The 16,274-nt window shown below is 37.0% G+C and carries 18 protein-coding genes and 1 pseudogene; 8 read left to right on the top strand and 11 right to left on the bottom strand.

Going from position 1 to position 16,274, the window contains the following annotated elements:
- Positions 1 to 127: 127 nt before the first annotated feature.
- The 6 genes from FJQ98_RS09955 to FJQ98_RS09930 form a co-directional block, all read right to left on the bottom strand.
- Complete coding sequence (locus FJQ98_RS09955) at positions 128 to 664, bottom strand: DUF1572 family protein (RefSeq protein WP_053592918.1); 537 nt, start codon at positions 662 to 664, stop codon at positions 128 to 130.
- Positions 665 to 862: 198 nt separating this feature from the next.
- On the bottom strand, positions 863 to 1,132 hold the full coding sequence (locus FJQ98_RS09950) for a sigma factor (RefSeq protein ID WP_241774493.1): 270 nt from the start codon (positions 1,130 to 1,132) through the stop codon (positions 863 to 865).
- A 210-nt stretch (positions 1,133 to 1,342) separates the two neighbouring features.
- Entirely contained in the window at positions 1,343 to 1,951 is a 609-nt protein-coding gene (locus FJQ98_RS09945; protein WP_053592917.1) for an SCO family protein, read from the bottom strand.
- Positions 1,952 to 2,055: 104 nt separating this feature from the next.
- Positions 2,056 to 2,178 (bottom strand): YvrJ family protein, encoded by a 123-nt coding sequence (locus FJQ98_RS09940; protein ID WP_075807158.1) that lies wholly within the window; start codon positions 2,176 to 2,178, stop codon positions 2,056 to 2,058.
- A gap of 88 nt (positions 2,179 to 2,266) precedes the next feature.
- On the bottom strand, positions 2,267 to 2,491 hold the full coding sequence (locus FJQ98_RS09935) for a DUF2922 domain-containing protein (protein WP_053592916.1): 225 nt from the start codon (positions 2,489 to 2,491) through the stop codon (positions 2,267 to 2,269).
- Between the two features lie 12 nt (positions 2,492 to 2,503).
- Entirely contained in the window at positions 2,504 to 2,719 is a 216-nt protein-coding gene (locus FJQ98_RS09930; RefSeq protein WP_053592915.1) for a DUF1659 domain-containing protein, read from the bottom strand.
- Positions 2,720 to 2,840: 121 nt separating this feature from the next.
- Here FJQ98_RS09930 and FJQ98_RS09925 point away from each other — a divergent pair, with 121 nt between their 5' ends.
- Positions 2,841 to 3,269 (top strand): DUF2621 domain-containing protein, encoded by a 429-nt coding sequence (locus tag FJQ98_RS09925; RefSeq protein WP_053592914.1) that lies wholly within the window; start codon positions 2,841 to 2,843, stop codon positions 3,267 to 3,269.
- 777 nt (positions 3,270 to 4,046) lie between these two features.
- On the opposite strand, the gene FJQ98_RS09920 is transcribed toward FJQ98_RS09925, so the two are convergent.
- The 3 genes from FJQ98_RS09920 to FJQ98_RS09910 are packed head-to-tail and all read right to left on the bottom strand — an operon-like array spanning position 4,047 to position 5,700.
- Complete coding sequence (locus FJQ98_RS09920; protein ID WP_053592913.1) at positions 4,047 to 4,544, bottom strand: CcdC family protein; 498 nt, start codon at positions 4,542 to 4,544, stop codon at positions 4,047 to 4,049.
- A 24-nt stretch (positions 4,545 to 4,568) separates the two neighbouring features.
- A complete protein-coding gene (locus FJQ98_RS09915) occupies positions 4,569 to 4,955 on the bottom strand; it encodes a response regulator (protein ID WP_053592912.1) in 387 nt (128 codons plus the stop codon).
- Between the two features lie 34 nt (positions 4,956 to 4,989).
- Positions 4,990 to 5,700: a cytochrome c biogenesis CcdA family protein gene (locus FJQ98_RS09910; protein WP_053592911.1), complete on the bottom strand. Its 711-nt coding sequence runs from the start codon at positions 5,698 to 5,700 to the stop codon at positions 4,990 to 4,992.
- Positions 5,701 to 6,099: 399 nt separating this feature from the next.
- On the opposite strand from FJQ98_RS09910, the gene FJQ98_RS09905 reads away from it, so the two are divergent.
- The 4 genes from FJQ98_RS09905 (at position 6,100) to FJQ98_RS09890 (ending at position 9,885) form a co-directional block, all read left to right on the top strand.
- Positions 6,100 to 6,828: a FadR/GntR family transcriptional regulator gene (locus FJQ98_RS09905; RefSeq protein ID WP_053592910.1), complete on the top strand. Its 729-nt coding sequence runs from the start codon at positions 6,100 to 6,102 to the stop codon at positions 6,826 to 6,828.
- A gap of 181 nt (positions 6,829 to 7,009) precedes the next feature.
- Positions 7,010 to 7,726, top strand: coding sequence for a (Fe-S)-binding protein (locus FJQ98_RS09900; RefSeq protein ID WP_053592909.1), 717 nt, complete (start codon positions 7,010 to 7,012; stop codon positions 7,724 to 7,726).
- 15 nt (positions 7,727 to 7,741) lie between these two features.
- Entirely contained in the window at positions 7,742 to 9,169 is a 1,428-nt protein-coding gene (locus FJQ98_RS09895; protein ID WP_053592908.1) for a LutB/LldF family L-lactate oxidation iron-sulfur protein, read from the top strand.
- Positions 9,169 to 9,885, top strand: a complete 717-nt coding sequence (locus FJQ98_RS09890; RefSeq protein WP_053592907.1) for a LutC/YkgG family protein — start codon at positions 9,169 to 9,171, stop codon at positions 9,883 to 9,885. Before FJQ98_RS09895 ends, FJQ98_RS09890 begins: the two co-directional genes overlap by 1 nt.
- Before the next feature lie 126 nt (positions 9,886 to 10,011).
- Here the strand turns inward: FJQ98_RS09890 and FJQ98_RS09885 are convergent, their stop codons facing one another.
- Complete coding sequence (locus FJQ98_RS09885; RefSeq protein ID WP_053592906.1) at positions 10,012 to 11,298, bottom strand: MFS transporter; 1,287 nt, start codon at positions 11,296 to 11,298, stop codon at positions 10,012 to 10,014.
- A gap of 138 nt (positions 11,299 to 11,436) precedes the next feature.
- Between FJQ98_RS09885 and FJQ98_RS09880 the strand changes: the two genes are divergently transcribed.
- The gene (locus tag FJQ98_RS09880) at positions 11,437 to 12,690 is read left to right on the top strand and encodes a helix-turn-helix domain-containing protein (protein WP_053592905.1); all 1,254 of its coding nucleotides are present in this window, start codon (positions 11,437 to 11,439) and stop codon (positions 12,688 to 12,690) included.
- A gap of 49 nt (positions 12,691 to 12,739) precedes the next feature.
- On the opposite strand, the pseudogene FJQ98_RS09875 reads toward FJQ98_RS09880, so the two are convergent.
- Positions 12,740 to 14,635: pseudogene (locus FJQ98_RS09875) on the bottom strand (endonuclease MutS2).
- A gap of 676 nt (positions 14,636 to 15,311) precedes the next feature.
- On the opposite strand from FJQ98_RS09875, the gene FJQ98_RS09870 reads away from it, so the two are divergent.
- On the top strand, positions 15,312 to 15,884 hold the full coding sequence (locus FJQ98_RS09870) for a hypothetical protein (RefSeq protein WP_241774481.1): 573 nt from the start codon (positions 15,312 to 15,314) through the stop codon (positions 15,882 to 15,884).
- A complete protein-coding gene (gene gmtX, locus FJQ98_RS09865; protein WP_343069270.1) occupies positions 15,838 to 16,233 on the top strand; it encodes a gamma-mobile-trio protein GmtX in 396 nt (131 codons plus the stop codon). The genes FJQ98_RS09870 and gmtX overlap by 47 nt, the downstream gene beginning before the upstream one ends.
- The last annotated feature ends 41 nt before the right edge of the window (positions 16,234 to 16,274 follow it).

Genomic DNA, 16,274 nt, shown 5'->3' with positions numbered 1-16,274 from the left:
TGAATATACTCGTAAATTTGACATTCACAACTTATTCAGCATTCAAAATGTCTTCGTCAGTAGCTGGTACGGAATTGCCCGGCACACAAAAAAGCCATCACACACTAGTGAGACGGCTGCCCTATTTCTATTGTTGATGTTTTTTTAACATAGACTCTGTGAAAGCCTGAGATTGTCCCTTTGCAATACTTAATGTTTGCCACTCAACGCCCTTTAATTGCTTAGCGATGTAAACGATTTGACCGACATGTTGTGAATAATGGGCCATTTGTCTTTCAATCGCATCTATCACGGAATGCTGTTCTCCCCTTATCGTTACAAACCCTTGTAAATCAGCTTCCGTTAATTTTTGTAAAGCATCTAAAAATACTTCCCAGCCCTTTTCCCATACTGCCATAACTTCTTCTTTTGTCTGAAGGCTATCCGTAAATTCATCATCACGATTTCTTGTTGCTTTTTCACCATCCGACGTTAAAAAGTCTGTCCATCTCGATATCATATTACCGCTAACATGCTTTACTATAATGGCAATACTATTGGATTCTTCATTAAAAGCCCAGTGCAATTGTTCACCGTCCAATTGCGAGAGTGTTTTATCGCCTAACTCTTTCACACTTTTAAACCTTTTTTGAACAACATTTACATAAATCTCCCCAATGCTCATACATAAACGCCTCCTATGATTTCGATCATTTTCAGTCTATATTAATATATTCAAGAATTAAATATTGGATTCCTTTTTATCGATGTATGAACCTTCATTTTTTACGTAATATCCTTGTGGTATATAATCCTGTCCATCGTTGTTATTTAATAATTATTGGATACCAGTCAATGCCTTCAAATTCCTCGTAATCTCTACTCACACAATAGGTTCTCGCTGCTTTAACGGTAATTTCAAAATAGCTTCATCTAAAATCGTTTGTTCATCCCATTGAATAAGCCTATCGTTAATAACGGATTTTTGCTTAGAGAAAAGCTTGTGTTGAACTGAAATTTTCCGATATGCCCAGCTCTTTAAATAATCCTTACATTTATTAATGGTCATGCGTGCTAAATAAGCCCTCATCTCTCCTCTTTCTTCATAATACTTTTGATGATGATAAAATTTAATAAACACATCTTGAACGATATCCTCAGCTATTTGTAGATCTTTCGTATAGTAGTAAGCGATTCGAAATAGATATCTGTATGTAGTTCCATTAGTTGCTCTAAATATTCTGTATCAGACAAAATCTTCCCCTCCTTCTACACTATAAACGAGGCTACAGTTATAAAAGATTAAATTTCAACCGAAAAAAAACCGTCTCTTCATTAATTAGAGACGGTTTCCTTCTATCCATTATAAATTTTCATCAATATATGTTTCTATATCTGATGCAATTGTGTCAATAGGGACATCCTCTGGATTCTCCGCAAATCCTGAATACATTTTTACGATTACACCATCTTTATCAACTAAAAAAAATTGATTCCCATGGACGACTTGGTCGCTATTAGGATCATTTCTGACGATTATTTTTGTTGATTTTACAGCGAACTGCTCGATATATTTTTGTGAATAACCAGTAAGTAGATTCCATTTTGATTGATCTGGAACATTATATTTTTTCAAATAATCAGCTAATACTTCTGGTTTATCAACGTCAGGATCAACTGAAAACGCAACAATATTATAATCTTCCACACCTTTTTTCTTCAGCTTTTCTTGAACTTGCGTCATATTAAAAGACATTGGTGGACAAATTGAAGTACAATTCGTGAAAATATACATACCAATCCATGGTTTTCCTTTTAAACTCTCTAAAGAAACTTTTTCTCCGCGTTGATTGACATGGTCAAAATCTGGTAATTCCAAGTTATAATCTGCTTTAAACTTTGAATTTCCACACGCACTAAGCACAGCTGCTAATGCAAAAAGTAGCACAAGTCCAATTATTTTATTTCTCATCTTTAACACGCTCCCTACTTACACTATCCTCATCCTATCGTACGATGTAAATATTGACAAGGACACTCAAGTGACAGCTTTCGTACATCTTTGTGAAATCGATTTCACTTTAAGGAAACAAGCGCATCATGAATTGCATCTAATTTCACTTCTACTCGGTGCAGTAAATAAAACGACAATAAGATAGGAAAACCGATATCCGATATCATGTTTAACCACTGTTCCATGTTGGCCCCTCCTTCACTGCTAGATAAATAAGACTAATATTGCTGAAAATGGTCCTTGCAGTACATGCTGCAAAGACCATTTTTTTGGTTATTCGATCTTTAAATCAAATTCTGTTACTTGTCGATCAACAATGCGAGCCCCACTCATCGCAATGAGAGTGCCAGCTTGTCCATCAAAAACATTTTTAGCGATGATGGTTTGCATTACCTTTTGAATTTCTTCCGCTGTTACTTTTGGCTTCGGTGCATCAATCGCAAATGTTGCCGTTTTCCCTGCCACTGTTTCAAATTGCAGCTCTAAAACTTGTGTCATAGCTTTCCCTCCTTAGGATAAATCTGTTGTTTCTTGTTTTACAATGCTGTCTAGTGCGTGTGAAGATAGACTTGCAATGGCATATGCTACCTCTACTAAATCCTCTGCCGTATGCGAGCTGTTTAAATTGCGGTACGTTTTTGTTGTGAACATGGGCTCGTTTTGGGCATTGTGTCCAGCAACATACTTTAAGCGCAGTGTAGCACCTAAGAAATTGACTTTTGCCATGGAGGTCACCTCCTTTCTTACACAATATATACTGACTTATTACTAAAAAAGGGACATTTAGGATGAATTTTTTTATGTAAGCTTTTATAATAGAGTGAGAGAAGGCAAAGAGGTGAACGATTTGTTAAGTGGTTGGTTTTTATGGTTTATCCTATTTTGGGTAGTTGTACTTATTTCGTTTATGGCGATCGGTGGATTTTTCATGTTCCGCAAATTTTTAAAGCGATTACCGAAGCAGGACGGTAAATCCGATTTAGATTGGCAAGAGTATTATTTAGATAAAACCATTCATTTATGGGGACAACCTGAAAAAGAGCTTTTATATGAACTTGTAAGCCCTGTACCTGAGCTATTTAGACAAATAGCTAAGGAGAAAATTGCAGGAAAAATTGGGGAGCTTGCTTTAGAAGAAAAAGCACCTTCTATTAACCACGATTTGATTATTCGTGGCTACATTCAAGCAACGCCAAAGCGCGATCATAAGTTTTTACGCAAAAAATTAGATGAAATGCAAATTGACATCGCTCCATATGAACATTTGTTTGAATGAAAAAACGCTGCACACTGATTTTGTGCAGCGTTTTACTTCCTAAGTTAAGTTTAATCATTGTATTTTTTCAATAAGGTTTGTCTTGGACTCTTTCCGTCGCTTCAGTAATTCTTTCCGTCGTTCTGCTTTCTATCCTTCACTTTGACTCTTTCTTCCGTCGCTTTTGCCTTTCATTCCATCGCTTGGACGACTCTTTCCGTCGCTTCAGCAATTCTTTCCGTCGCTCTGCTTTCCATCCTTCACTTTGACTCTTTCTTCCGTCGCTTTCGTCTTTCATTCCGTCGCTCAGTTAATTCTTTCCGTCACTCTGCTTTCTATCCTTCACTTTGACTCTTTCTTCCGTCGCTTTTGCCTTTCATTCCGTCGCTTGGACGACTCTTTCCGTCGCTTCAGCAATTCTTTCCGTCGTTCTGCTTTCTATCCTTCACTTTGACTCTTTCTTCCGTCGCTTTTGCCTTTCATTCCGTCGCTTGGACGACTCTTTCCGTCGCTCAGTCAATTCTTTCCGTCGTTCTGCTTTCTATCCTTCACTTTGGCTCTTTCTTCCGTCGCTCGAACGACTCTTTCCGTCGCTTCAGCAATTCTTTCCGTCGTTCTGCTTTCTATCCTTCACTTTGACTCTTTCTTCCGTCGCTTTTGCCTTTCATTCCGTCGCTTGGACGATTCTTTCCGTCGCTCAGTTACTACTTTCCGTCACTCGAACCGCTCTATCATCCATCAACCAAACAACGCTCAAAAAAAACTACACTAGATAAAATCTCTAGTGTAGTTTCTCCATTAAATATTCTTCAGCGGAATTGTTTTTTTGATTTTTATAAATTGAATAAGCATTGCGATTCGCCAAGGGACTAACATGGCGAACGCCAGAATCCAAAACATTCCTGCTAATTCACCAACATCGATGGAGCTACTTAATATCATTTTTGCAACAACACGGAACACTAACAGTCCGATTAGTATAAAAACGAATGCTTTTGAACGTTTTAAATAAATATCTTGACCTTTTACTTCAAATTTAGAAGTGGCAATTAAGATGGTCGAGAACACCATACCGACTGCAACCGCTTCTAAAATTTGCATGGGTGGCACTCGAAATTGTTCAAATAAAAACATTAACGCACCTGAAGACATCGCAATAGGTGGAATGATAATTTTCTTCTCATTTGTTGGTTTCTTGGATGCTCGCATTCGTAAAACCATGACAAAGCTACCCATAAAAATGGCCATTATAGTTGAACCTATAACATAATATTGAGAAGGGATACTGCTAAACATAAAAATTCCTCCTCTAATGTCTAATTAACAATTTTGTCCAAGCAATTGATCAACTACAGCTTTTAATCTTTCTGGCTCGAAAGGCTTTGTGATAAAATCCTTCGCACCACTTTCAATCGCTTCCACGATCAACTTCTGTTGTCCTAAAGCCGTAATCATAATTATTTTTGCATTTGGAAATTCAGGGATGATTTCTTTTACTGCTGCGATACCTGTCATAACGGGCATTGTTACATCCATCGTTACAAGATTTGGTTGTAACTCACGATACATCGCTACAGCTTCTTTACCATTTGCTGCCTTGCCGACTACATCATAACCCCATTCAGTAAACATATTACTTATTGCAACACGCATAAATAGCGTATCATCCACTACTAAAACTGTAGGCACATGTTCATCTCCCTCCACGTTAAAGTACGGTATGCCTCTTTAGTTTAGCAGATTAGAAGCCCGTAAATCCACCGAAAATAGGCTCTAATATGCGTGTTATATACGTTAATCCATCAAAGAATAACAATACCCCAACGGCAATCATAATATAACCGCCGATTTTCACAATTTTTTGGCTGTGCGTACGAATCCAAGTCATACGTGCTATAAAGAAAGATAACACGAAGAAAGGAATCGCAAAGCCTAAATAATAAGCTAACATATAGCTAAAGCCTGCGCTTGGATTTGCACTTGCTAATGCAATAATCGAAGCTAAAATTGGACCTGTACACGGTGTCCAGCCTGCCGCAAAGGCTATTCCGATTAATACTGATCCCAAATAACCAGATGGTCGGTTTTTAAATTGGAATTTTCGATCCTTCATTAAGAAGTCAATTTGTAGTAATCCCACAATCATTAAACCAAATACAACGATTAAAATGGCACCAATCTGACGTAATAATGTTGAATAATTTAGGAAGAACTCTGCTGCTAATGATGCCCCTAGTCCAATCATTATAAAGATAATTGAAAATCCTAGTAAAAAGAATAGTGTGTGGAAAACAGCACGCTTTTGCATCATGCCTCGTTCCGATTTTAGCTCATCTAATGTCATACCTGTTATGTACGATAAAAATGCTGGATACAGCGGAAGGGTACACGGTGAAATAAAGCTTAAAAACCCTGCACCGAAAGCTAAAAATACGTTAATATCAGTTTCCATATTTTTCATTCGCTCCTTACAGTTACTGCTTCCATCGTACCAAAAATCACTGTAAATTGCGCCCTTCCTGTTTGTGAACGTTTCATGGCAGAAAGGTGTTGAAAAGGTGAAATTCCATCATACTATCATACACAATATAATTTTCAGGCGCCATTACACCAACGTGTATTTGTTAATGTACTTCTGCATTATGTGCCCACTTGTATTAACTGTCAACAAAATTCAACATATCGTGTTATGTAATTCTAAGCATGTGTGATTGGTGAAGACTAATAATCAGTGGGGATGACAAAAAACCCCCACTGATTAAAGTTACATTATATACAGTGAGTAAATTACTATTCTTCATGTATAATAATAACGGTAGAGTAATTGATAGAGATAAATGAGGTGTAGTCCTTGGAATTAAGAAAAATTAAACCGAAAAAAATATATGAGGAAGTAACCGAAATCCTTTATGAAAAAATTAGAGCTGGCGAACTGAAGCCTGGAGACCGACTTGATTCAGTAGAGCAACTTGCTGAACAATTACAAGTAAGTAGATCCGCCATACGAGAAGCTCTTTCTGCTTTAAAAGCAATGGGGCTCATTGAAATCAAACAAGGTTCAGGTACATTCGTTAAAAGTATCCAATCTAATCAGCTTGATTTCCCCTTATCAACGGCCATTTTAACAAATAAACAAGATGTCTCACATTTGTTAGAAGTACGTAAAATTATCGAAGTGGGCGCAGCGGCTAGCGCAGCCATTCACAGAACAGAAGAAGACATACAGTCAATGATGCAAATTTTGGATGAGATGAAACGGGTACAAGGAGACGGAGAACTAGGAGAAAAAGTCGATTTTCAATTTCACGCGGCTATTTCTTCAGCATCGCAAAATCCCCTACTTGCAACTATATTAGACCAAGTCTCTGGCTTAATGATCGAAACAATGAAAGAAACACGCCGAATTTGGTTGTACTCTAAAAAAACAACAAGCGAAAAGCTGTACGATGAACATATGCAAATTTTCCTAGCGATTAAACAGCAAAATGAAGAGCTAGCAAAACATGCAATGGCTTCACATTTAAGTAATGTTGAAAAAGTTTTAATGCAATATTTTGAAACAACTGAATCCATGAAATAACAGCAGCTGCCTAGTTCTTCATAATAGGCAGCTTTTTAAATTTTTGAAAATTTACAATTAACGCCTTTTATTAATCTGAAAAGTTGTAGTATTATAAAAGTAATATATTTATCACTAAGTCATCAGATGACCTGTTGATTAGTTGTTTTGAGAGGAAATGAAGTAAAAAGGAGCGATTATCATGAAAGTAACACTATTTGCGACTTGTTTAGTTGATATGTTTCAAGGTGAAGTAGGAAAAGCTGTTGTCGAAGTTCTGGAAAGACTCGGCTGTGACCTTGACTTTCCAGAAAATCAAATTTGCTGTGGGCAACCTGCCTACAATAGTGGCTATGTAAAAGAATCTAAAAATGCTATGAAGAAAATGATTTCAGCATTTGAGCATGCCGAATACGTTGTCTCCCCTTCTGGTTCCTGTGCTTATATGTTTAAGGAATATCCAGAAGTGTTTAAGGGAGATCCTGTTTGGGAGCCAAAAGCGAGAGCATTGGCAGATAAAACATATGAATTTACAGAATTTATTGTAGATGTATTAAAGGTCGAGGATGTAGGTGCACATTTAGAGGGCAAGGCTACTTATCATACTTCTTGTCATATGACACGACTGCTCGGTGTAACTGAAGCACCGTTTAAATTATTAAATCAAGTTAAAGGCTTGCAGTATGTAGAACTCCCAGGGAAAGATCGATGCTGTGGATTTGGCGGGACGTTTTCAGTAAAAATGGGCAATATCTCAGGAGAAATGGTCAATGAAAAAGTACAGAATGTAGAAGAAACAGGGGCTGACATTCTAATCGGTGCTGATGCTGGGTGCTTAATCAATATTGGTGGTCGAATTAATCGACAAGGAAAACCTATTAAAGTTATGCATATTGCGGAAGTATTAAATTGCCAATAAGAGGGGGTAAAAGAAATGGCCATGAAAACAAGTAATGAACGCTTTAATCATCGAGTAACGAAAGAATTAGAAAATACCTTTATGCGCGGAGCTGTGTCAAGCGCACAGGAGCGTTTTCAAACACGTCGGCTAAAACAAGCTGATGAGCTCGGACATTGGGAGGAATGGCGCTCTCACGGAGAAGAAATTCGAAAGCATGTGCTTGCGAACTTAGATTATTACTTATATCAGCTGAGTGAAAATGTCTCTAAAAGAGGTGGACATGTTTACTTTGCGCAAACAGCGGAAGAAGCGACAGACTATATTCAAAGTATCGCTAAACAGAAAAATGCTGCTAAAATTGTAAAATCGAAATCCATGGTTACAGAGGAAATTAATTTAAATGACGCTTTAGAACAGTTAGGGTGTGAAGTCATTGAAACAGATCTTGGTGAATACATTTTGCAAGTAGATGATCACGAGCCACCATCTCATATCGTTGTTCCTGCTTTGCATAAAAATAAGGAACAGATTCGTGACGTTTTTAAAGAAAAACAAGGCTATGATAAAACCGAAAAACCTGAGGAATTAGCTCTTTATGTACGGGAAAAATTAAGGAATGAATATTTAACAGCAGATATTGGCATTACGGGCTGTAATTTCGCTATTGCAGAAAGCGGCTCGATTACACTCGTTACAAACGAAGGAAACGCGGATCTAGTAACAGCCTTGCCGAAAACACAAATTACGGTAATGGGGATGGAAAGAATTGTTCCTACTTTTGAAGAGATGGAAGTGCTAGTAAGTTTATTAACAAGAAGCGCGGTTGGGCAAAAACTAACAAGCTATATTACAACATTAACAGGGATCAAAGATGACGGTGACACAGATGGACCAGAGGAATTCCATTTAGTAATTATTGATAATGGGCGCTCAGACATTTTAGGTGGTGAATTCCAATCTATTTTACAATGTATTCGCTGTGCAGCATGTGTCAACGCTTGTCCAGTTTATCGTCATGTTGGCGGCCATACGTATGGCTCAATCTACTCTGGGCCAGTCGGTGTCGTTCTTTCACCATTATTAGGGGGCTATGAAGATTTTAAGGAGCTACCATATGCTTCCACATTATGCGGTGCCTGCACAGATGCTTGTCCTGTAAAAATACCGTTACATCAACTTATTCATAGACATCGCCAAGTAATTGTTGAAAATGAGGGAAAAGCTCCTGTATCAGAAAAGCTATTAATGAAAGCATTTGGCTTAGGAGCTTCCTCCCCTACCCTATATAAAATGGCGACAAAAATGGCTTCGCCAGCAATGTCCCCATTTACAAAAGATAATAAAATTTCAAAAGGCCCAGGCCCACTAAAAGCATGGACGGAAGCAAGAGATTTTCCTGCACCAAATAGAAATAATTTCCGTGACTGGTTTAAACACCGTCAAGAAGGAGGCGAAGAATAATGGGAGGTACTGTTCAAAATAGAGATGCATTTTTATCAAAAATTGCGAAGCAGCTTGGGCGTGCGTCAAAAACAGAAATTGCACGCCCTACATGGCAATATCAACCACAAGATCGTGTTCTAAAAGATGCAACAAAAGATGAATTAGTAGAGGTTTTAGCTCAACAATGTAAAAACATTCATACGGATATTGTCATTACAAATACAGCTAATCTTCCCGCAGATTTACAAAAAGTAGTTGAAAATTATGGTGGTCAATCTGTTATAACATGGAAAGACGAGCGTTTTAAAGGCTATGGACTTGGGAAATTAATGACCGAGCAGTGGCCACAAGCGAATATTCAGCTGTACGAATGGGATTCAGAGCTGCCAGAGGAAAATATTCGACAGGCTGAAAAAGCTAATATTGGTATTACGATTAGTGAAATAACAATAGCAGAATCAGGAACTGCTGTACTTTTTAGTAGCAAGGATAAAGGTAGATCCGTCAGCTTTTTACCAGAGAACTCTATTATTTTAATTCCTAAAAGCACCATCGTTCCACGAATGACACAAGCAGCTCGTAAGATTAGCGAAAAAGTTAGAAATGGCGAACAAATTGCCTCCTGCATCAACTTTATCACAGGTCCAAGTAATTCGGCAGATATCGAAATGATTCTTATTGTTGGTGTGCATGGACCCATTAAAGCAACTTATATTGTGATTGACGATCAGTAAAAAATAAACCAGGCATACTTCATCACTGAAGTAATGCCTGGTTTCGTTATATAAATGTTGCAACCGATATCTCGCTAATAAAAGCTCTGGAATCGCTGATAGTACCCTTAACTTCAAAGTTAGACATTAATTTGCTACACTCTCAGTGGCTATTTTTTGATTATAAACCTCTGGATGTGCTTCTTTTAAGACAGATGTTCGTAGCATAACTAGTGATATCGTCACGATAATTGCACTCGTGACAAGTAAAATAACCGTTGCTGGGAATGTATCATACAAGATGCCGTATACGATCATACCAATCGGCATCATTGACATTGCCATTGTTTCCATTAATCCCAATACACGTCCACGGTATTCTTCCGAAATTAGCTTTTGCAAATAAACCATAATTGGCATGTTAATCCCCATCTCAAAAATAGCGAAAATAAAGTAGATGACAATATAAAAGATAACCATCGTTAAATAGGATAAATTCGTTACTAATGGAACAACTGCAAGCCCTAAACTGCTAGCCAACAGCAATAAGCTGATTTTAGAAAAACGTAGTGGCGCCTTTACCTCTGCCCGTGTTGCGAAAATGAGGGAAGCAACAAGCATACCAACTGCACCAGATGCCTCTATAAAACCAAAATGCGTTGATTTTACTTTTAATAATTCAATAATAATGTAAGTCCCCCCTACAACGATGGCAGAGAAGAACAAATTAATCCATAACGAAACCCACATAATTGTTTTCACAACTTTTTGTTGCTTAATATAACGAAAGCCACTAGCAAGCCCAGCCCACACCTTTTCCTTTTCTGCAACCTGATTTCTTGTACTATAGAGAGTAAAATTCATTGTGGCTTCTAAGCAGAATGCAATCACATATGCCGACATATGTACAAGTAAAAATGCTTCCATGGAGAAAAATCCATACATCATTCCACCGATTACTGGTCCTCCAATCGCTGCAATGGACACTGACATTTGATTAAATGACATCGCTTTTTGTAGGCGTTCTGGATCTACTAGTGTTGCAATTGAGGAAGTAAATGTTACACCAGAAAAAGCTGAGCATATTGTATTAAAAACTGTTGCCATATAAATAGCATACACCGACAAGCCGACCATTTCTGTATAAAGTAATAACCCACCAACGGTTAAAATTGTACCTGCTTGTGCTACTAAAATAGTGCGTTTCTTTGAATAATTATCAGCTACATAACCTGCCAAAGGCGCGACCAATGCACGAGGCAAAATGGAACAGATCATCGTTGTCGCAAAACTCATCGCTGACCCTGTCAGTGCCAAAATATATAAACCTATCCCAAATGACAATACATGAGACCCTAACAACGAGATCATTTTACTAGCGGTAAATGTCCATAAATGATACGAGGCCTTTTTATATTTTTGCTCTTCATTCATCTAAAATCCCTCCATATTTTTAATTATGTTAAAAAGTTTAATTTAATTAAACAAAATATAACACACCTTCCGCTTCCCACGCAAGAAAAAGTTTAATATAATTAAACAAAGAGCATATTAATAAAAGGAGGCGAGGCAATGAACTCTTTAGGCACACGAATTCGCAAATTAAGGAAGGAACAAAAATTAACATTAGAGGCACTTGCCGGTGATCGTCTAACAAAAGGCATGTTAAGTCAAATTGAAAATGATAAGGCCAAGCCTTCAATGGAAAGTCTTGATTATATAGCGGAACGTTTAGGAGTAAAAGCTAGTGAATTGCTTGAACAAGTAACCCCCTCTTCCATACGTCATCTTTTAGAGCAGGTAGAAATTTTATTTGCGGAATTAAAACTTGGTAATACAGATAATGTGCAGCAAATCGTAGAGATGATTAAGCCATATGTAGAAGATCTTTCGCTTAGTTATGAAGCAGGTCGTTTACTGTATATCTATGCAGCAGCACAACATCATGCGAGATTAACGACCTGGGAATTACCTCTTCAACAGGCACGCTTTATGTTTAAAGAAATTAATTTACTAAGTCATTGGTTTGAAACCTATATACTACAGGTGGGCATATTATCGGGAGAACGAAAATACAAAACGGCTTATTCTTGTATTTTACAGGCGAAGGAAGAGGCAGATCAGGAAAATTACCAATTAGATTCGCGAGATGATGTGAAAATGGCTTATTATATTAGCGTTTTTCAGGTAGCAATTGGCGAACTTGAAGCAGGTAAACAGCTCATTAATGAAACCATTACTAATGCACATAAAAATCAATTTTACTCCTATATAGATGATATGTATCGTATTGGGGCGTTTTGCGCCATGATTGACCATGATTTCGAGCAAGTAGAGCATATGCTGAAGAAGCTTGAGCAGTATCGGATTTTTGCCGAACAAGTGGATGTTGACGCTTTTATTTTCGGATTACGTGCGCATTATTATAACAGTTACACTCACGATTATCAGATGGCATTAGAGGAAATAGAACGTTATGGTGCACTTATGCATGAGGAGGGTTCGATTAAACTGGATAAAAATTTTTACTATTCAGAAAAAGGGAAATCCTTATATTTGCTAGGTCAATATGAAGAAGCTAAGGAAGCATTTGAACATTTTACAAACGTTCCCCCCTTCATCTTACATCCATTTGACATATTAGGCTTAAATGAATGCTTTTCCTATAAAGCACTTTGCTATGCTCATTTCGGTGAGTTTACAACTGCTTACGAAATCGCCAAAATGGCCTATATGGATTCTCAGGATTTAATCGATCTGCCCTATAAACAAAAAATTGAAGAAACTTATTATTCAATTAAAGCACAAATAAATTCGGTTCAATAAATAAAAGGGATTGCACATTTTAAAATTTATGTGCAATCCCTTTAGACTTTTAGCTCGATTTATCTCTCTTCATTTCCTTCTGTATCTTGCGAAGGGCTTTTTTCAAACCACGCTCTATATCATGCTGTAGCTTTCGTTCTTTATAGTCCACAAACAATGTCTCTAAATCATATCTAATTCTGTTGCCGATAGCTCTAATGCCAGTCGTTTAACATTTACCTTTATGAATTCACTCTCAGAGAACACGACAGCATTATAGAAATTAGCAATTTCTTGGATAAACGATTCCAACGTCATCATGATCTAACAGCTTCACACGATCTCCCTTTTTAAATTCATACGTTACTGTTGTTCTCTCATTCTCAATCTTAGGCTTCCTAATTTTAGTGTCATTTACTCGTTCTAGATGATATTCCTTATTGTCAATATAGCCCTTCGCTCTTTGTAATACGGTTTCACGTATATTCATTTTCTTAGAAATCCATAGGGCATTACTTTCTCCCGATGTTCCGATAACTAATTTATACAAAGGTTCTAATGTTTCACTATTAAAACGCATAGCCGCATTCATAAAATCACTATGCATTTCAGAGAAACGCTTAATTTCTCCATAGTGAGTAGTGGCCACTGTCATACAGCCCATATGATAGAACTCCTCTAAAATAGAAATGGCCAGTGCTGCTCCCTCATTTGGTTCTGTACCGCTCCCTATTTCATCAAATAGCAAAAGAGTATTATTATTGGATGCCCTCATAATATCTGACAGATTTTTCATATGGGATGAGAACGTACTAAGTGCATTTTCAATACTTTGATTATCACCAATGTCTACAAAAATATGATCGAATACAGCTATTTCAGTACCTTTATCTGCAACAATATGGAAGCCTGACATAGTAGCCAATGTTAACAAGCCAATGGTTTTTAGGACAACGGTTTTACCACCAGCATTCGGTCCTGTAATGATTAAGCTGCGATAGTCTTTACCAATTTCAAAATGAAGTGGCACCGCCTCACCTGTTAACAGCGGATGCTTACAATTGACTAGCTTAATATAGCCATAATCATTTAGGCTCGGTTCTACGCCTCCAATATGCTTGCTAAACTTAGCTTTAGCAAACACCATATCATATTGGCTAATCAACTCCATGTTGATGTTGATTTCACGAATATATTCCATCAAAAGCCCAGATAATGTCGCCAAAATCTGATATTCCTCTACGGCCTCTTCTGCTTTTAGACTAGCTAATTCCACATTTAGTTTAGAAACTGCACTTGGTTCCATAAAGACCGTTGCACCTTTAGATGAAATCTCTACAACTGTCCCTTGCACATGATTTTTATAGGAAGCTTTAATTGGAATTGTGTAGCGATCATCCTTTTTACTTATAAAAAATTCCTGGATGTATGTTTTATTTGCACTACTATTTAAAAATTTAGTTAAACGGTCTTTAATTTTCTCCTCTGTTGTTTCGATATGATTTCGGATACGCTTTAATTCTCTACTAGCGGCTGAATCAACACGATTTGCCTTAATAGCAAAATTAATTTCCTCTTCAATGCTTTTAAATTCAGACATCGAGTTGGCATAGGATGCAAGTACTGGCGCAATAAAATCCTTTTCTAGCATAAATTTTTTAATTTTTCTACAGCCTCGTAAAAAGTCTGAAATGCTAACCAACTCACTTGGGTCTAAGATGATACCCTTTTCAAGTTTTTTTATGGTGCTGTCAATATTCGATACCCCTAAAAACGGGACATGGCCTTCCGTATCTAAAATTGCGCGTGCCTCTGTCGTTTCATTCAAACGATTTTTAACAACTGCCAAATTAGGGCTCGGCGTTAATTTATCTAATATCTGTTTACCTAATCCACTAACACAGTATGATTTAACGATTTCTTTCAATTCATTGTATTGTAACTTCTCAAAAGTAGTATGATTCATTTTAAATTCTCCTCACTATGATTTTCCATATCATTCATGAAGATACCTACTCATTAGATATCAATGATTTTTTATTGGCTCTACATCAAATGTTGGAGTGATGCACGATGTGAAGTTACACCAAGGTTACGGCGACTGCCTTCCCCTTTGTAGGGACACCTCAACAAATAGTATGGAACCTTTATATTCAATAAAAAACAAAAAAAGCTGTGGGGATCCCACAGCTTTTACATTACAAGGCATGTGTAAAAAGCATCTTGAAAAAGAACCTCATCAAAATGAAGCACATTCAGTGAATTACACGCTTTATAAAGTATTGTAGGTATCTTCATAGGTATCGAAATAAATCCATGACAAAATTAGGGGTCGCTTTATGACACATATCCCCTGTCGTCATTAAATTTATTTCATTAAATTGTTCCTATTTAGAACCTACCGCACTCATCAAAAGCACCTCTCATTAATTTATAATTTAATCATTGCTATCTAATTGATTGACATTATATTACTATATCCTGACAAAAAAGTAAAGTTGCTTATTTTTGTCTTACAATAAAAGAAATTTCAACCGTACCATGCTTTAAATGGGTTATCCGATTGGTTATATGAAGAATATGGAGCTGTTCAATTAAACCCTTGGAGAAAAGCCACAAGATATGAAGAACGACTTAACTGGATGGCACAGATAAACAAAAGTCAGAACTCATTTCTAGGGCATCTAAATGATGTTCATGAAATCTCTGAAACTGCAAAATTAGCTCGCAATGCTGTTAGAAGAAGAAAACCATACTCATCAAAAGGAGATACAAAAGCCTTCCCCGAAAATAAAATACATAAGCTTCTATGGGAAGGGCTTAAGAATACAAGAAAAAACTATGAATTAGACCTTGTTGACCGTTATAACTGGCGTGATATTACCATTACTATACTGATGCATGGCGGTGGACTTAGGCATAGTGAAGTATTTCATTTATGGGTACAGGACGTCTACCCTGACCATGAAGACCCAAATCTTGCTGTGGTACGAATCTATCATCCCAGCGAAGGAAAAGCCCCGCAGGATTTCAAGAACCCTACTACTGGTAAATATATAACAGACAGAGAAAGCTATCTTTTGTTAAAATATGGTTTACTTCCACGTAATATGTATTCTGCACAGGACAAACGATTTGCAGGGTGGAAAGAGCCAAGACTTGATAACGATGAAGATAAATACATGCATGTTTACGAGAACAAGCGTAAACGATGATATCTTAGCAAGTATCTCCGAACCAACAACAAAGGCATTGGTTGGTATGCTTATGGCAGAGAATAAAAAGCTCAAAAGAGAAAACTCTCTGCTTAAAGAACAAACAACCTTTACGATTGATATGCGTCCTATAAACGATCTAAGCAAAAATAAGGATGTCGTTATAGTCGAGCCATCTTATAATCTGACAGATACCGAAATAGATGCACTGAGAAATGCTATATCAAACGAATTTATGAACCACCAAGGATGGACTACCGATAATTATGGCAGAGTAAAAGAAAACGGCATTCAAGTATATAAGGCAGGATATATAACGGCCATACAAAAAATTCTTAATGAAAAATAAATGTAACTTTAAAATAAAGTTTGAACAAAAACACCTCGTTA

The organism is Lysinibacillus agricola, assembly GCF_016638705.1.
Lineage (GTDB): Bacteria > Bacillota > Bacilli > Bacillales_A > Planococcaceae > Lysinibacillus > Lysinibacillus agricola.
The sequence above is the reverse complement of the archived record's forward strand: the minus strand, read 5'-3'. Positions and strand labels throughout refer to the sequence as shown.

What these genes read in the sequence shown, in the direction of transcription:
- FJQ98_RS09955 (WP_053592918.1), bottom strand. Translation starts at nt 664, where the DNA reads ATGAGCATTGGGGAGATTTATGTAAATGTTGTTCAAAAAAGGTTTAAA.
- FJQ98_RS09945 (WP_053592917.1), bottom strand. Translation starts at nt 1,951, where the DNA reads ATGAGAAATAAAATAATTGGACTTGTGCTACTTTTTGCATTAGCAGCT.
- FJQ98_RS09940 (WP_075807158.1), bottom strand. Translation starts at nt 2,178, where the DNA reads ATGGAACAGTGGTTAAACATGATATCGGATATCGGTTTTCCTATCTTA.
- FJQ98_RS09935 (WP_053592916.1), bottom strand. Translation starts at nt 2,491, where the DNA reads ATGACACAAGTTTTAGAGCTGCAATTTGAAACAGTGGCAGGGAAAACG.
- FJQ98_RS09930 (WP_053592915.1), bottom strand. Translation starts at nt 2,719, where the DNA reads ATGGCAAAAGTCAATTTCTTAGGTGCTACACTGCGCTTAAAGTATGTT.
- FJQ98_RS09920 (WP_053592913.1), bottom strand. Translation starts at nt 4,544, where the DNA reads ATGTTTAGCAGTATCCCTTCTCAATATTATGTTATAGGTTCAACTATA.
- FJQ98_RS09910 (WP_053592911.1), bottom strand. Translation starts at nt 5,700, where the DNA reads ATGGAAACTGATATTAACGTATTTTTAGCTTTCGGTGCAGGGTTTTTA.
- FJQ98_RS09900 (WP_053592909.1), top strand. Translation starts at nt 7,010, where the DNA reads ATGAAAGTAACACTATTTGCGACTTGTTTAGTTGATATGTTTCAAGGT.
- FJQ98_RS09895 (WP_053592908.1), top strand. Translation starts at nt 7,742, where the DNA reads ATGGCCATGAAAACAAGTAATGAACGCTTTAATCATCGAGTAACGAAA.
- FJQ98_RS09890 (WP_053592907.1), top strand. Translation starts at nt 9,169, where the DNA reads ATGGGAGGTACTGTTCAAAATAGAGATGCATTTTTATCAAAAATTGCG.
- FJQ98_RS09885 (WP_053592906.1), bottom strand. Translation starts at nt 11,298, where the DNA reads ATGAATGAAGAGCAAAAATATAAAAAGGCCTCGTATCATTTATGGACA.
- FJQ98_RS09880 (WP_053592905.1), top strand. Translation starts at nt 11,437, where the DNA reads ATGAACTCTTTAGGCACACGAATTCGCAAATTAAGGAAGGAACAAAAA.
- FJQ98_RS09870 (WP_241774481.1), top strand. Translation starts at nt 15,312, where the DNA reads ATGGCACAGATAAACAAAAGTCAGAACTCATTTCTAGGGCATCTAAAT.
- gmtX (WP_343069270.1), top strand. Translation starts at nt 15,838, where the DNA reads ATGAAGATAAATACATGCATGTTTACGAGAACAAGCGTAAACGATGAT.